Annotated in this window: 12 protein-coding genes, 1 tRNA gene and 1 pseudogene; 8 read left to right on the plus strand and 6 right to left on the minus strand. The window is 63.3% G+C overall.

Going from position 1 to position 15,496, the window contains the following annotated elements:
- Window positions 1-22: 22 nt before the first annotated feature.
- The 4 genes and pseudogenes from IVA87_RS19480 to IVA87_RS19495 all read left to right on the plus strand — a co-directional run.
- The gene (locus IVA87_RS19480; protein ID WP_247308170.1) at window positions 23-1,195 is read left to right on the plus strand and encodes a phosphoserine transaminase; all 1,173 of its coding nucleotides are present in this window, start codon (window positions 23-25) and stop codon (window positions 1,193-1,195) included.
- A 140-nt stretch (window positions 1,196-1,335) separates the two neighbouring features.
- Entirely contained in the window at window positions 1,336-2,925 is a 1,590-nt protein-coding gene (gene serA, locus IVA87_RS19485; protein WP_247308167.1) for a phosphoglycerate dehydrogenase, read from the plus strand.
- A gap of 346 nt (window positions 2,926-3,271) precedes the next feature.
- Window positions 3,272-4,444, plus strand: a complete 1,173-nt coding sequence (locus IVA87_RS19490; RefSeq protein WP_247307570.1) for an acetyl-CoA C-acyltransferase — start codon at window positions 3,272-3,274, stop codon at window positions 4,442-4,444.
- Window positions 4,445-4,862: 418 nt separating this feature from the next.
- Window positions 4,863-5,042, plus strand: a pseudogene (locus IVA87_RS19495) (hypothetical protein); the annotation flags it as partial.
- A gap of 55 nt (window positions 5,043-5,097) precedes the next feature.
- Here the strand turns inward: IVA87_RS19495 and IVA87_RS19500 are convergent.
- Window positions 5,098-8,463: a PAS domain S-box protein gene (locus IVA87_RS19500; RefSeq protein ID WP_247334611.1), complete on the minus strand. Its 3,366-nt coding sequence runs from the start codon at window positions 8,461-8,463 to the stop codon at window positions 5,098-5,100.
- Between the two features lie 686 nt (window positions 8,464-9,149).
- On the opposite strand from IVA87_RS19500, the gene IVA87_RS19505 reads away from it, so the two are divergent.
- A complete protein-coding gene (locus IVA87_RS19505; protein ID WP_247307564.1) occupies window positions 9,150-9,584 on the plus strand; it encodes a phasin in 435 nt (144 codons plus the stop codon).
- Between the two features lie 304 nt (window positions 9,585-9,888).
- Window positions 9,889-9,965: transfer RNA gene (locus IVA87_RS19510), tRNA-His, on the plus strand.
- Between the two features lie 410 nt (window positions 9,966-10,375).
- Here IVA87_RS19510 and IVA87_RS19515 read toward each other — a convergent pair.
- Window positions 10,376-10,525 (minus strand): hypothetical protein, encoded by a 150-nt coding sequence (locus IVA87_RS19515; protein ID WP_247307510.1) that lies wholly within the window; start codon window positions 10,523-10,525, stop codon window positions 10,376-10,378.
- A 216-nt stretch (window positions 10,526-10,741) separates the two neighbouring features.
- Between IVA87_RS19515 and IVA87_RS19520 the strand changes: the two genes are divergently transcribed.
- Together IVA87_RS19520 and IVA87_RS19525 are read left to right on the plus strand one after the other, a co-directional pair.
- Window positions 10,742-11,479: a hypothetical protein gene (locus tag IVA87_RS19520; protein ID WP_247334612.1), complete on the plus strand. Its 738-nt coding sequence runs from the start codon at window positions 10,742-10,744 to the stop codon at window positions 11,477-11,479.
- A 359-nt stretch (window positions 11,480-11,838) separates the two neighbouring features.
- The gene (locus IVA87_RS19525; protein WP_247334613.1) at window positions 11,839-12,543 is read left to right on the plus strand and encodes a pentapeptide repeat-containing protein; all 705 of its coding nucleotides are present in this window, start codon (window positions 11,839-11,841) and stop codon (window positions 12,541-12,543) included.
- A 208-nt stretch (window positions 12,544-12,751) separates the two neighbouring features.
- Here IVA87_RS19525 and IVA87_RS19530 read toward each other — a convergent pair whose 3' ends face one another.
- The 4 genes from IVA87_RS19530 to IVA87_RS19545 all read right to left on the minus strand — a co-directional run.
- Entirely contained in the window at window positions 12,752-12,949 is a 198-nt protein-coding gene (locus IVA87_RS19530; protein ID WP_247307504.1) for a hypothetical protein, read from the minus strand.
- Between the two features lie 257 nt (window positions 12,950-13,206).
- Complete coding sequence (locus IVA87_RS19535) at window positions 13,207-14,031, minus strand: CoA ester lyase (protein WP_247334614.1); 825 nt, start codon at window positions 14,029-14,031, stop codon at window positions 13,207-13,209.
- Between the two features lie 97 nt (window positions 14,032-14,128).
- Window positions 14,129-15,295: a CaiB/BaiF CoA-transferase family protein gene (locus IVA87_RS19540; protein WP_247334615.1), complete on the minus strand. Its 1,167-nt coding sequence runs from the start codon at window positions 15,293-15,295 to the stop codon at window positions 14,129-14,131.
- Window positions 15,282-15,496 (minus strand): hypothetical protein (locus tag IVA87_RS19545; RefSeq protein WP_247334616.1); only part of this gene is annotated, 215 nt, incomplete at its 5' end. The genes IVA87_RS19545 and IVA87_RS19540, both read right to left, overlap by 14 nt.

The raw sequence follows: 15,496 nt of genomic DNA on the forward strand, positions 1-15,496 counted from the left end.
TTACTATCTGGAAGGGTAGATTATGACTGTAGCGAAGCCCGCTTCGCGGCCGAACGTGCCGCATTTCTCCTCCGGCCCCTGCGCCAAGCGCCCCGGATGGAACGCCCAAAATCTCAAGGACGCAGCCCTCGGCCGCTCGCATCGCGCGAAGGTGGGCAAGGCCAAGCTCAAGCTCGCGATCGATCTGACGCGCGAAGTGCTCGAGGTCCCCGCCGATTACCGCATCGGCATCGTGCCGGCCTCGGATACCGGCGCGGTCGAGATGGCGCTGTGGTCGCTGCTTGGTGCGCGGCCCGTCACCACGCTTGCCTGGGAATCCTTCGGCGAGGGCTGGGTCAGCGATATCGTCAAGGAATTGAAGCTCAAGGACGTCACCAAGCTGAACGCAGCCTATGGTGAGATCCCCGATCTCTCCAAGGTGGATCCCAAGAGCGACGTCGTCTTCACCTGGAATGGGACCACGTCAGGCGTGCGCGTGCCGAACGCGGACTGGATCAGCGCCACTCGCGAAGGACTCACGATCTGCGACGCGACCTCGGCCGCATTCGCGCAGCCGCTCGATTTCGCAAAACTCGACGTCGTCACCTTCTCCTGGCAGAAGGCGCTCGGCGGCGAAGCCGCCCACGGCATGCTGATCCTGTCGCCGCGTGCGGTGGAGCGGCTCGAGACCTACAAGCCGGCCTGGCCGCTGCCGAAGATCTTTCGCATGACCAAGGGCGGCAAGATCAACGAAGGCATTTTCGTCGGCGAGACCATCAACACGCCCTCGATGCTCTGCGTCGAGGATTATCTCGACGCGCTGAACTGGGCCAAGTCGATCGGCGGCCTCAAGGCGCTGATCGCGCGTGCCGACGCCAACACCAAGGTGCTCGCCGACTGGAAGGCGAAGACGCCCTGGATCGACTTCCTGGCGAAGGATCCTTCGATCCGCTCCAACACTTCGGTGTGCCTCAAGTTCACCGATCCCGCGATCACCTCGCTCTCCGAGGACGCGCAGGCCGAGTTCTCTAAGAAGCTGGTCGCGCTGGTCGAGAAGGAAGGCGCAGGCTACGACTTCGCCTATTACCGCGATGCGCCGGCCGGCCTGCGCATCTGGTGTGGCGCCACCGTCGAAGCCAAGGACGTCGAGCTGCTGACGCAGTGGATCGACTGGGCCTTTGCCGAGACCAAGGCCGCTCTGCCCAAGGCGGCGTGAGCAGGTTTCACTCGTCGCGTTATCTCAACTCGTCATGGCCGGGCTTGACCCGGCCATCCATCGATCAAGAGAGATGGCTCCGCCGGTCAAGCCCGCGGATGACGTTCCGTAAATGCAGCCCGCACCCACGGATCACACCCATGACTAAACCCAAAGTTCTCATTTCCGACGCGCTCTCTCCCGCCGCCGTGCAGATCTTCAAGGACCGCGGCGTCGACGTCGACTTCCAGCCCAACCTCGGCAAGGACAAGGACAAGCTCGCCGAGATCATTGGCAATTACGACGGCCTTGCGATCCGCTCCGCGACCAAGGCGACCGCCAAGATCATCGAGAAGGCGACGAGGCTGAAAGTGATCGGCCGCGCCGGCATCGGCGTCGATAATGTCGAGATTCCCGCCGCCACGGCCAAGGGCATCATCGTGATGAACACGCCGTTCGGTAATTCGATCACGACCGCCGAGCACGCCATCACCCTGATGCTGGCGCTCGCCCGCGAGATCCCGCAGGCCGACGCCTCGACCCAGGCCGGCAAGTGGGAGAAGAACCGCTTCATGGGCGTCGAGATCACCGGCAAGGTGTTAGGCGTCGTCGGCTGCGGCAATATCGGCTCGATCGTGGCCGATCGCGCGCTCGGCCTGCGCATGAAGGTGATCGCCTTCGATCCGTTCCTGTCGCCGGAGCGCGCCAAGGACATCGGCGTCGAGAAGGTCGAGCTCGACGATCTCCTCAAGCGCGCCGACTTCATCACCCTGCACACCCCGCTCACCGAGAAGACCAGGAACATCATCGACGCGGCCGCGATCGCCAAGATGAAGAAGGGCGTGCGCCTGATCAACTGCGCCCGCGGCGGCCTCGTCGACGAGCAGGCGGTGGTCGATGCGCTCAATTCCAAGCACATCGCCGGCGCCGCCTTCGACGTCTTCGTCGAGGAGCCCGCAACCAAGAACGTGCTGTTCGGCCATCCTAACGTAATCTGCACGCCGCATCTCGGCGCCTCCACCACGGAAGCGCAGGAGAACGTTGCGCTCCAGGTCGCCGAGCAAATGTCGGACTATCTGCTCACCGGTGCGATCTCGAACGCGGTCAACTTCCCCTCGATCACCGCGGAAGAAGCGCCGAAGCTGAAGCCGTTCATCGCGCTCGCCGAGAAGCTCGGCTCGTTCGCGGGCCAGCTCACCGAGAGCGGCATCCTCAAGGTCGAGATCACCTATGAAGGCCACGTCGCCGAGATGAAGATCAAGGCGATCACCTCCGCGGTGCTTTCGGGTCTGCTGCGACCGATGCTGGGCGAGGTCAACGTGGTGTCCGCGCCGGTCGTCGCCAAGGAGCGCGGCATGGTGGTGGACGAGATCGTGCGCGCAGCGCAGAGCGACTATGAGAGCCTGATCACCGTCACCGTCACCACCGAGCGGCAGGAGCGGTCGGTCTCGGGCACCGTCTATGCCGATGGCAAGCCGCGCCTCGTCGACATCAAGGGCATCCGCGTCGATGCCGAGTTCGGCAAGTCGATGATCTACGTCACCAACGAGGACAAGCCGGGCTTCATCGGCAAGTTCGCGAGCCTGCTCGGCGACGCCAAGATCAACATCGCCACGTTCCATCTCGGCCGCGTCGCGCCCGGCAGCGATGCCATTGCCCTGGTCGAGGTCGACGGCGCCGTGCCGGCCGATTTGCTCGCCAAGGTGCAGGCGCTGCCGCAGGTCAAGCAGGCCAAGGCGCTGACGTTCTGATCCTTCACCTCTCCCGTAGGGAGAGGTCGGATCGCATCGAAAGATGCGATCCGGGTGAGGGGTTAGGCTCTCACCGAATGCTGCGGCCCTCACCCGGATTGCTCAGGCGCGCAATTGCGCGCCATGGCAATCCGACCTCTCCCCGCTGGGGAGAGGTGACTCACACCAGCCATTTGAGTCTGATGAGTCTGATCCTTCGTCGCGCCGCCGACATATTCCGACCCGCGGAACAACGCCGCCTCCGTCACCGGAGGCGGCGTTTTTATTTCTCCCGCCTCGGCCAAACTTTGTGTACCAATAGCGGTAAGGACGCTCCGTTCAAAATCGTTCGACAAGGGAGAAACACATGCGTGAAGCCGTCATCGTTTCCTATGCGCGCACCGGCCTGGCCAAGTCCGGCCGCGGCGGGTTCAACATCACGCCGCCGATGTCGCTCGCCGCCCACGCCATCCAGCACGCGGTGAAGCGCGCCGGCGTCGAAAAGGACTATGTCGAGGACTGCTATCTCGGCAATTGCGCTCATGGCGCGCCGAACATCGGCCGTCAGGCCGCGCTGCTCGCCGGCCTGCCGAAGTCCACCGCCGGCGTGTCGGTGAACCGCTTCTGCTCCTCGGGGCTTCAGACCATCGCGATGGCTGCCAACTCGATCCGCTCCGACGGTGCCGACTGCATCGTTGCCGGCGGCGTTGAGAGCATCTCGATTCCGGGCGGCGGCTCGCCGAAGGAATCGATCGATCCGGAATTGCTCAAGGTCGCCCCTGACATCTTCATGGCGATGATCGATACCGCCGACATCGTCGCGGAACGCTACAAGCTCAGCCGCGAATATCAGGACGAGTTCTCGCTGGAATCGCAGCGCCGCATGGCCGCGGCGCAGCAGGCCGGCAAGTTCAAGGACGAGATCGTCCCGATGAAGACCAAGATGAAGGTCGTCGACAAGCAGACCAAGGCGGAGTCGATCGTCGATTACGTCGTCGATCGCGACGAGTGCAACCGGCCCGACACCACGATGGAGGGCCTTGCCAAGCTCGAGCCGGTGAAGGGCCCCGGCAAATACGTCACCGCCGGCAATGCCAGCCAGCTCTCCGATGGCGCCGCCGCCGTGGTGCTGATGGAAGCCAAGGACGCCGAGAAGCGCGGCCTCAAGCCGCTCGGACGCTTCGTCGCCTGGGCGACCGCGGGCTGCGAGCCCGACGAGATGGGCATCGGCCCCGTGTTCGCGATTCCGAAGCTCTTGAAGCGCACCGGGCTCAAGATCGACGACATCGATCTATGGGAGCTCAACGAGGCCTTCGCCAGCCAGTGCCTGTATTGCCGCGACAAGCTCGGCATCGATCCCGCCAAGTACAACGTCAACGGCGGCTCGATCGCGATCGGGCATCCCTTCGGCATGACCGGCGCGCGGCTCACCGGCCATCTGCTCCAGGAAGGGGCACGCCGCAAGGCCAAGTGGGGCGTGGTGACGATGTGCATCGGCGGCGGCCAGGGCGGCGCCGGCCTGTTCGAGATCTATCACTGAGACTTCGAGATCTATCACTGAGACCAACGCAAGCATTGTGTAGGGCACGGCGCGACAAGCGCCGTGCCCTTTCGTTTGAGCGACAGCATGGCAGACCTGGTTCCTGCAACCGAAGGCTTTATTCCGGCTGGTTTGGAAATCTTCACGGTGTCGGGCGTTTACGCGCGAAGGGGCAAGCGGAGGAGAAACGCTCATGCGAACGACAATGGCAGTCATCCTTATCGCGGCCCCGCTGATGGCGGGGCCGGCAATCGCGCAGCAGGCAACACCTAACCAGAACGTGCAGAGCGAGGCGGACAAAGGCCTCAAGACGCAGAATTCCGGCGCCTCGGGCTACGTTGGAGAGCAGGACAAGCCGGGCTCGGCCGCGACCGCGCCGGGAGATCACACGCGCACGGACAGCAGCAGCGGTGTCGCTACCGCGCCCAGCGCGCAGAACTCGGGGACGGGTATCGCTGGGGCTCCCGGCAACAAGAACGGTCCTCCCGCTCGCACCGGAACGGTTGGCTCAAATTCGCAAAACCCGACCGTCCAGCAGGATACCTCGAACATCAAGGGCTTGCCGGGCAACAAGAGCGGCCCGCCGGCCAAGCGCTGAGAGCGGCGTGAAGGAGGGCCGGTCCGTTGGAACCGACCCTCCGCAGAATGCCCACTCACGCCTTCGCCAGCGCCGGCGCGAACACCACTTCGATCAGCGTGCCGGAATTGCCCGCGCTCTTGATGTTGAACTGGGCGCGGTTGGCTTCGACCAGCGCCTTGGTCAGCGATAGGCTGAGCGCGGAGCTGTCCGCGGCATCGCCAGGCGGCGGAGTGCGGAACGGCTCCATCGCGGCGGCGACTTCGCGTTCGCTGAGGCCATGGCCGGTGTCGCGGATGCGCAGCGCGATCTCGCCGCGATCGGTCAGCGCGGTCGAGACGATGACCTGGCCGCCGGCGCTCGCAAGCCGGATCGAGTTCGAGATCAGGTTCACGGTGATCTGCCGCATTGCGCGCGCATCCACCGTGACCTGCGGCAGCGCATGCGCCAGCGAGGTGCGGATGATGATGCGCTCGCGATTAGCCTGCGGCTGCATCACCACGACGCAGGCCTCGACGAGGTCGTTGAGATTGAGGTTGGCGAAATTGAGGTCGAGCTTGCCGGTCTCGATCCGCGACAGCTCCAAGAGATCGTCGATGATCGCGATGACGCGCTCGCCGGAGGCGCGGATGTCCTTCATGTATTCGCCGTAGCGCTCGTTGCCGAGCGCGCCGAAACGCTCGGAGATCATCACCTCGGCGAAGCCGATGATGGCGTTGAGCGGGGTGCGGATCTCGTGGCTGATCCGCGCCAGCATGTCGGCCTTGGCCGTCGCTGCGCCGTCGGCGAGACGGCGGGCCCGCGTCAGCTCGCTCTCGCCCTTCTTGCTCTGCGAGAGATCGCGGAACACGGCGAAGAAGTTCGGGCCGTCCGGCCGTGTGCGGCCCATGATCATCGCGAGCGGAATGACGCCGCCCTTCTTCTCGCGGCCCAGCACCTCGCGGCCGTGGTCGAGCAGGCTCGCAATGTCCTGGCTCTTCAGGCTTTCGAGATAGTCGGCGACGATCTGCTGGCTCTCAGGGGCGAACAGCGTCGCCAGATTCTGCTCGAGCAGGGCTTCACCGTCATAGCCGAACAGCGCCTCGGCGCTGCGGTTGCAGGCGTGGATGTTGCCTTCCGCATCGAACATCACGATGCCCTCGGCCGTGGTGTCCAGGATCGCGGCGAGATCCTCGGCGTCGGCATCGCCGGCCGCGGGCTCGAGCTCGGGCGCAAAGGGCAAGGATTCGGAGACAATCGTCTCGGCGATATCGGGCGCGGCGACCATTGGCGCAGCCTGCGGCAGCGCGCAGATCAGCGCATGCGCGCTCTCGCCGTCCCAGTCGATCGTGTGCAGATGCGCTTCCGTGGTCGCAAGCGGCGCTTGGCCGTTCGCGATGGCCGCGCTGATCGTCACCGGCGTGCCTGCTTGCGACGTGCTGCTGGCCGCAGACACGCCCGGCTCGACATAGAGCGCGTCCAGCCCGCCGGCATCCTCAAGCGCGCTCAGGTCTTGATAGCCCATGCGCGCGAGGAAGGCAGGGTTGGCGTAGAGCAGGCGGTCGAGGCGATAGATCAGGATGCCGGTCGGCAACAGGTCGAGCAGCGCGCGGTCGCGCGCGGGCTCGCCGCGTGCCGGCGGCGCCGGCTCGGTCAGCCATTCGGCCGCAGCCTGCGGCGCCTCGGGCCCAGGCGCGGGTGGTTCGGGCGCGATCTCGGCGGCCGGCGGCTCGGACGTGTCGGCGGCGATCGTCTCGCGGTCGCGCTCGAGCCGCTCGGATAATTGCCGGGCGAGCTCGTTGAACGCGCTGTTCTCGACCGGCGTCAGCGTCGGCGAGCGTGCATCGCCATGCGGGCGGAACGGCACGACATTCGGAGGCGGCGTTTCCACTGGCGTTTCCGGATCGGTTGGATGTGAATTCGCGTCGGGTGTGGGGTCGGGCAGTTCGGCTTCAGCCTCGGGCGCAGGCGGCGCGATCGGCGGAGGCGGCGTCGCTGCCTCGGCCTCCGGCTCCGGCTCGACGCTTTCGGCGGACAGGCCGTGCTGCGCCGGCGCTTCGGCCAGCCGCTCGAAGCGGCGGAGCGCCTCGAGCCGGTTGAGGCCGTCAAGATCGCGGCAGACGCCAAAGCCTTTGAAGCCGGCGAAATTCCGCTCCCGATCGTAGATCGGCAGGCCCGCGAGCTCGACCGGCAGATGCTCGCCGCCATCGGCGGGCCAGTTCACGGTGATGCCGGCCCAGGTGTCGTGGCTCTCGAGCGCCTCTGCGATGCGCCCGTCGGGATCGAGCGCAAATTCCGCGGCGATCTCGCGCCAGGGGCGGCCGAAGCCGGCGGCGGTGTGCGGACCGATGAGACGGATGAATTCGTCGGAGCGAAGCACAAAGCGTCCCTCGGCATCCATCTGCCAGAGGAAGCGCAGCGGATGCTGACGCGGTGCGGGCGTCTTCTCGTGGCCCGGCGGCGGCTCGACCATGCCGATAGTGATCGGCGTCGGCCGCGGCGACACAATGGCCTGGGCGCAGTTTTCAACCGGAGTTTTGGCCGCGGCCTCCGCGGTCTGCTCGGGCGCCGGTTCTTGCACGGCCTCCACGGCCGCTTCGCTCACGGCCGGTTCGGGCGCGGGCGTCGTCGTCGCGGCTATGTCGGATGTTTCGATCGGCTCAGCGAAGGCGTCGAACAATGCGATCCCGGCCTCCGCATCCAGCGATGACGGCTCGTTCGTCATTGCGGCGTCCTGCGCCGCTTCGACCGGGGTTTCGGCAGCAGCGTCCAATACGCTTTCGGGCGCAGACGCTGCGGACGCCTGTTGCGCGGCGCTGGGCTCGATCAGCGCGACAAGGCCGACATCGGCGCCCGTGCCGACCCGTTGCAGCACCATCTGGCCGATGCCGATCGGCGTCGCGGCGCGGCCGCAGGTCAGCGCTTCGCTGCGGGCCCGGTCGAGGCCCGCTTCGCCGAGATCGCGAAAGCCGAGGAGAGAACGGGCGGCCTCGCTGGCGCCGACGAACAGGCCGTCAGGCGCGAACGCGGCCATCGGCACCTTGGCGCCGTCGACGAGACGAAGCAGCCGCTCGAGCAGCGGCATGCTGCGCAGCGACGGGTCCATCGCGGCGACGAGCACGCCATGGCTGCCATCGGCGAAGTCGAGGCGGGCGCAGGCGCAGGTCATCAGCATGCCGAGCCGGGCGCCGAAGCCGCGCAGCCGTTCGAGCCGCACAGTGCCGGTCGGCGGCAGGCTGCGGGCGAGCCGGGCAACCTGGCGGCGGTGGCTGTCCGCCGGGCCGAACGTCCGCTCCGCGAGGGCTGTGGCATGGGCCGCGCCGAACAGTTTTGCGCCGACCGGATTGGCCCAGAGCACGCGCGTGCCGTCGATCGACCAGAGCCAGGCGGGCAGCGGAGAGGTCGCGTGCACGGCCAGCCGGGGATCGCCCACGCCTCGCAACTGGAAATCCGAACTCTTCATCCGACCGGCTTTAAGTCCCGCTTGTCAGCATCGCGTTAAGGCTGCCGCGAATGACAGCCTTAAGAAAGGGTTAGTATCGCCCGCGCCCGCGCGCAGGTCCACGGCTCCGGCCCTTCGCGCACGGCCCAAAGCCGCGATAACCTTAATCCAGCCGACCCCGCAAGCCGCAGCGCCGTGGCATCCAAGGGATTCGCGGGACGACCCTCATCATCCCGGTTGACGGAAGAGACTCGCTCGTTGCCACGACGAAGGTCCGTTCCCTCCCCCCTTGTGGGGGAGGGCTAGAGAGGGGGGAGCCCAGGAAAAGGTGCCACCTGTTGATGCTGCACCCAAGCCGATGCCCTCCGGAAAGCCCCCGAGTGGGACTCCCCTGCCCCTGCCCAAGGGAGGGAACGATAGAGTGGATCTCTCTGGCTAGCCAACAACGCACCCGGCTACCTCAACCACCGGCTTCCCAATCGGGAACCTCAGCCGCAGCGGGATTAAATTATCGCAACGCACCCTCCTGGCACATTGCGATGCACAATGTTGACACGATGCGCTGCCATAGTCTTGGGCGCTGGGCGAGCCATCTCATTTGTTTCGCGTTTCCAGTCTTCGTACCCGCTGAATGCGAGGGCCCAAATTGGGGCCGGCGGGCGCGCCAGAAGGCTCACTCCATTTTTTCATTTAGCGTGAGGGACAACATGACAGGTGCGACTGATCCGTTTTCTGCCTCGATCATTCCGTTCGAGGTTCCCGAGCAGATGCGTGCGTTCGCCGAAAAGGGCGTGTCGCAGGCCCGCGAGAACTACGCCAAGTTCAAGGACGCCGCCGAAACCCACAACGGCACCGTGGAAGCCGTGTTCACCTCCGCCAGCAAGGGCGCGAGCGAATACACCGCCAAGCTGGTCGAGTTCATGAAGGCCAATACCAGCGCCCAGCTGGACTTTGCCCAGCAGCTGTTCGGCCTCAAGTCGCCGGCCGAAGTGCTGGAGCTGTGGACCGGCCATACCCGCAAGCAGTTCGAGACCTTGCAATCCCAGGCCAAGGAGCTGGTCGAGCTCAGCCAGCGCGTCGCCGCCGAGACCGCCGAGCCGATCAAGGCCAGCGCCGAGAAGTTCTACAAGCCCGCCGCCTGAAGCGGACCAGACTTGAAGTGATTGAGAAACCCGGGCCGAAAGTCCCGGGTTTTCTTTGGAACGACGCTGCGGGCGATGCGGCTTGGGTTAATCGACCTGCGCCAAGAATTCGGACGACCTCTCCCCGCTGGGGAGAGGTGAACAAGGCCCAGCCGATCGATCTCATTTTCTCGCCCTGGAGAGGGGCAAATATCGGGTTTTGCGGCCTTGCCAAAAACGCCGGTTGCACCTAGTTTCCGCCCCGTCCAGCCCCCTCGGCACCGGCCCTTACCTGAGGGCGTCCCAAGGCGCGGCTCGCCAGGATGCAGTTGTAGCTCAGTTGGTTAGAGCGCCTGTCTGTGGAACAGGAGGTCGGTGGTTCGAGCCCACCCAACTGTACCAAGCAAAATAAGATCTTACGCTGCTTTTGGTCTTTTCTTCCCATATCTGTAGCTACCACCTAGCTAACGTAATGAGCGCTTACTCGGGTAGTTCGATATCCGGCCAGCGCTGCATGAGATTCGAACGGTACCGCTGGAAATTGTCAATTCTGCCGAGAGTGAGGAACATGCGCAGCATGCGTCTGAGAACGAGAACGAGCAGGAAAAGGCCTGACACCAAGAGCCAGATTGCTGCGGGCTTTTCCTGTCCCGGTGAGCCTAGCGGGCCAACCGCTCTTCCAGTGGCAAATCCTAAGAAATCCGCCATGAGGCCTATGAAAGTGTAGAGGCTAATGAAGCCCCAGTGGTTGATTGCATAAATGTATTTATCTCGCTTGCCCGATTTAAAGTCCCTCACGAGCGCGTAACTAGCTAGTGCCTTGCCTTGTTGCGCTCAATGAAGCCTGACTTAAGTTTGCCAAAAGCGGTGCCGATCGTTGGCATCGCGAATGTAGAAAGTATGTTTGTGACGAACCCTAAAATCGTCCCAGCAACTAAGAGCCAAATGTCTTTCGCTTCCATGTGCGCTTCCCCACTCTCAAGTCGCGATGATGGGGATACTAGCCTCCGAATTGTGCGAGCAACGCAAGCTTGCTGAGATGATCCCCAGATTCGGGGTGCCCAAATTCGGGAATTTTCTACGTCGTGCCGGCGCTAGGCCCCGCTCGCGTCGTTCACGATTCCGGCCGAAAGCCACCTACGATTACAATGTGCCGGGGAAAACTGATTCGGGGCAGTATGGTGCAGACGAAAGCCAAAAGGCCGCGTCGCCTCAAGCGCGAGGCACTTGTTTTTGCGCACCTTGAGCGGGTTTCAAAGAACCTCTTAATCGATCACCCCGACATTGTGCGGGAACTGATCGGCCGGAACGCAGGGGTTTACGCCCTCTATCGCAAAAACAAGCTCTATTACGTCGGTCTCGCCAGCGCCCTGCGCAACCGACTGACCGCACACGGAAAGAACCGACACGGAAATTCCTGGGACCACTTCTCGGTTTACCTGACAATTCGCGATCAGCACCTCAGAGAGATTGAAGCGCTGTTGCTGCGAATTACGCGCCCTCCCGGCGCAAAACAATCAGGCAAGCTAGCGCAATCACGCGATCTAAAGCGCCAGATAAAGCGATCGATACGTTCGAAACAAGCTAAGCAAATGTCGTCGCTCTTTGATTGGGGGCCTATCCGAGATGACGATGAGATACCCGCGAAAGTACGCGGAGAGACTGAGTTAGTACGGCTCCTTCCAACGGGAGCCACACTACGCGCGGACCACAAGGGGAAGATATTCAAGGCCCGCGCAGGCCGAGATGGCACCGTCCGCTACAGAGGCAAAACCTACAGCTCTCTGAGCTTAGCCGGCAGAGCCGTCGTACGGCGAGCCATTAACGGCTGGTGGTTCTGGAAAATCGAACGCGGCAAAGGCAATTGGGAGCGGCTCACTAAAATCAGGCGCGCCGGTACTCCGATCTATAAGTGAGTTGTGGCGTCGATCCGTCCGTCATGCGACAAAAGAAAAAAAGCAATGTTCATCGATTGAGTGTCACTGTAACTGGCTGCTTCACGAGAACGAGGCAGGCGAATTTTTCCTGACGAAGCTTGGCCGCCAAGAGGTCGAGAAGTGCAACCTTCATAAGGTCGGCTAGCTGATCAGGCTGGTGCTCGGTTTGATTACGACGATGCCTGTAACAATCACGGCAGAAAAATGATCGAAAAGAGTGCTGCGCTCTATCTCGGATGTTTGCGCCGTCGAGGACATGAACTCAGCTCCTTTTTGCAACGCTCGTGGATCGTCCTCACCTTTTTCGCACAAAGTACCGGTCTCTCTGCGCAGAGCTGTTGGCTAGTTTCATCCGATCTCACAATACAGATGCGCTTGATGCACTTGTTCCACTTAAGGACATTGAGGCGATGCAGAAACTTGCCGACAAGGCTACGCCAGCAGAAATTGTTGATGCCTTTAAGAGCATCTGCAGGACCCGGCCAGGTGGAATAGATACAGTCAATCTCCAAGGTATTGTGCTCTCCCAATTCCGGCTAGATCACCGCGATCAGCTCGTCAACTTGAACCTAAATCATTCCTATTTAAATCAGCCTCAAATTTATGGGTTGGAGGTACGCTCTTGCGAGCTAGCCAGAGCTACATTTCGGTTCGGCACGTTTCATCAGGTTAACTTTGAGGGGAACGATCTTTACGAGACCAATTTCCATAACATGGACTTTGAGGACGTTCGCTTCAGGGATACGCGATTTTGGAATTGCAGCTTTAACAACTGCACGTTCAAAGATTGCGATATGAGCGGAGCTGCGTTTGTTGATGACTTGGGCGATTTGGCTATGCCTTTTGATGTTGACGCGCTCAAGGACTCGTGGGCGTGGCAAAACAATCTGCCTCGACTAAGTGGGAAATTTGCAGGGGCCGTCTATGACCCTGGCCCTGGTAACAAGTATCGCAATGAGTTTGCTCGAGCACGGGAAAAGCGAAGAGTGTCCGGCAACATCTTCGCTTTTGTTACTCCTGACGAAAGCTGGAAGATTCTCTAGGTAGATGGGTAGATGGTGCCCGAATGCTGTTGCATCAGAGTTGTCGCCCATTCTCAGCGTTAATTGCGGCCGCCGCCGGACGCGAGACAAAGGAGCGGCGGCTCGCAATGCCTACCGCGCCCGGAAATGAGAAGGGCCGCAGGCTGTCGGGGTTTTTCATGAAGATCGGACACTCACCGACTTGTCCGCCCCAGATCGAGGGTATTCGCTAAGCCGCACTGATCCGCTCCGGCTTCTTGGCACCCGCTACGACGATGCCGAGTACGGCGCGCCGGTCCGCGTCCAGCCTGCGAAAGGCTGCGCCTTGCTCTTCGCTGATTTCGATCAGCGCTTCCTCGTCGCGCTCGCGAGCCAGTAGCTCCGCTTCCAGCTCCAGCAGCTTGGCCGCGCGTTCATCTGATGACATCGTGAGCGCTGGGTGCGGTATTCTGCCGATCTCTTCGTGCAGCCGCTTCTCGAAAGCGATAGGGTCGAGCCAAGCGAGCGCAGCGCCAAAATCGAGCTTTGCAGTCCAAGCCCCTCCACCGACGTGTCGAACTGGGCTTGGAAGGGCCGCCCATGATCAAAGGTGCGCTTCGGCCGGCGCCGCTCGCGCTGAGCCGCAACATAAGCTGATGCCTGCTTCTTGAGATCGACGACGATCAATGCGGTGGCCATGCGCCCCTATGACCCCAGCCCGATGATCCTCCGCGCCATGCGCACATTGGCATAGTCGATCATCTTGCCGTCGAGCGTCACCGCGCCCTGGCCTTGCGCCTCGGCGCTCTCCATGGCCTCGACGATCCGCCGTGCCTGCGTCAGTTCCTCGTCCGATGGCATGAACGCACGCAACGTCAGTTCGATCTGGTCGGGATGGATGATTTGTTTGCCGTCAAAGCCCATGGCGGCGGCCTTCTGCGCGCTGCTTTCGGTGAGCCTGGCATCGCGAAAGGCGCCGCACGGGCCGTCGATGGCGCGCAGGCCGAAGGCACGTGCCGCCACCAAGAGGCGCATCATGGGATAGGCGAACAGATCGAGCGGCGCGGACGCGTAGCCGCTTTGCGCCGAGCCGACGTGGCGGTAGCCGTCTGGCGAAATTCCGATGTCGGAGGTGCGGGCCCCGAGCGAGGCCGCGAAGTCGCCGACACCGAGATGAAGCGCGGCGATGCTGTCGTGGCAGGCGGCGAGCGCGTCGACATTGACGAGACCCAGCGCCGTCTCGATCAGCAATTCGAGCGCCACCGGCGCGGGGCGATCCGGCGCAGCCCCGCGCAGCTGGTCGGCAATGGCAACGATGTCGCTGGCGCGCTCCGCCTTCGGCACGATCACCGCATCCAGCCGCGGATGCGCCGCCAGCGCGCGGATCTCCTCTCCGATGAACGAGCTGTCGACGGCGTTGAGCCTGATCGCGATGCGTTTGTTGCCCCAGTCGAGCGATGACAGCGACCGGACAGCTTCCTCCAGCGCAACATCCTTCTCGGATGGCGGCACCGCGTCCTCGAGGTCCATGAACACCGCATCGGCAGCCGAGGCGGCGGCTTTGGCGACAAGGCGGGATGCGCGGGAACGGCCAGATAGGCCCGCGTCGGCCGCAGTGAGACCATCGTCACGTCTCCCTGGCGAGGCCGAGTTTACCGAGGATGGAATCGTTGTGCTCGCCGACATCAGGCACCGGATCCATCCGCGGCGACAGGCCGGCAATGGTGAGCGCCGGCAGGAAGCTCATCACCGGTCCGCTGGGCGAGCCGACCGTCTGCACCCGCGAGCGCGCGTGGAGTTGCTCATGCTGCAGGAAGGCATCGACCGAGTTCAGATGGGCGTTGGCGATCGAGGCTTCGTCGAGCAGCCGCAGCACCTCTTCGCTGGTCATCGATGCAAAGCGCTGCTCGATATGCGCCTGCAGATCGTCTCGGTTCTGCATGCGCAGCGGATTGGTGCGGAAGCGCAGGTCGTCGGCGAAGCCGGCATCGCCGAGGACGATGCGGCACAGCGACCGCCATTCGCGATCGTTCTGGATGCCGAAGAAGATGGTGTTGCCGTCTCCCACCCGGAACGGGCCGTACGGCGCGATCGTCGCGTGCCGCGCGCCGGTTCGCGGCAGCGGCCGGCCCGTACTGTGCGTGTAGAAGGCGGGATAGCTCATCCAGTCCGTGATGGAATCGAACAACGAAGCCTGGAAGGCGGTGCCCTTGCCGGTCCGCTCACGGCGATACAGCGCCATCAGCACGCCATTGAGGATGTGCATGCCGGTGGCGATATCGACCACGGAAAGCCCGACCTTTGCCGGCTCCGCCTCGGTGCCGTTGACGGCGAGCACGCCGGCCTCGCACTGGACCAGCAGATCGTAGGCCTTCTTGTTGCTGTAGGGGCCTCCGGTCCCATAGCCTGAAACGTCGCAGGCGATGATCCGCGGGAATTTGCGCAAGAGAGATGCGGCGTCGAGGCCCAGCCGCTCCGCCGCGCCGGGCGCGAGGTTTTGGATGAAGACGTCGGCCCGCGGCAGCAGGGCGTCGAGCACCTTGCGGCCATCGGGACTCTTGATGTCGATCGCGAGGCTTTCCTTCGAACGATTGGTCCAGACGAACTGGCTCGACATGCCGTTCATCACATGATCGTAGTCCCGGCAGAAATCGCCGTCGCCCGGCCGCTCGATCTTGATGACCCGCGCACCCCAATCCGCCAGATGCCGGCTGGCAAGCGGCGCCGCAATCGCCTGCTCGAGCGAGACCACCGTCACGCCCGACAGCGGCAGCTCCGTCTCATTCCCATCCATGCGATCGCTCCACTCCCGTGCGCTCTTGATCAGCGCAGGAGACAAGCCGATCCATCCCACGCGCATTCTTTGATGATGACATGATGCCCCTGTTTTGCCCGACGAGGCTGGGCAAGAACTCGGGCATTTTCGTTGGTCGGTGTACGCTTTGTTCATGACGAATCGCACATTCAAGACCGGCGAGAGCCGCGACCAGGCCAG

Source organism: Bradyrhizobium sp. 147 (genome assembly GCF_023073935.1).
Lineage (GTDB): Bacteria > Pseudomonadota > Alphaproteobacteria > Rhizobiales > Xanthobacteraceae > Bradyrhizobium.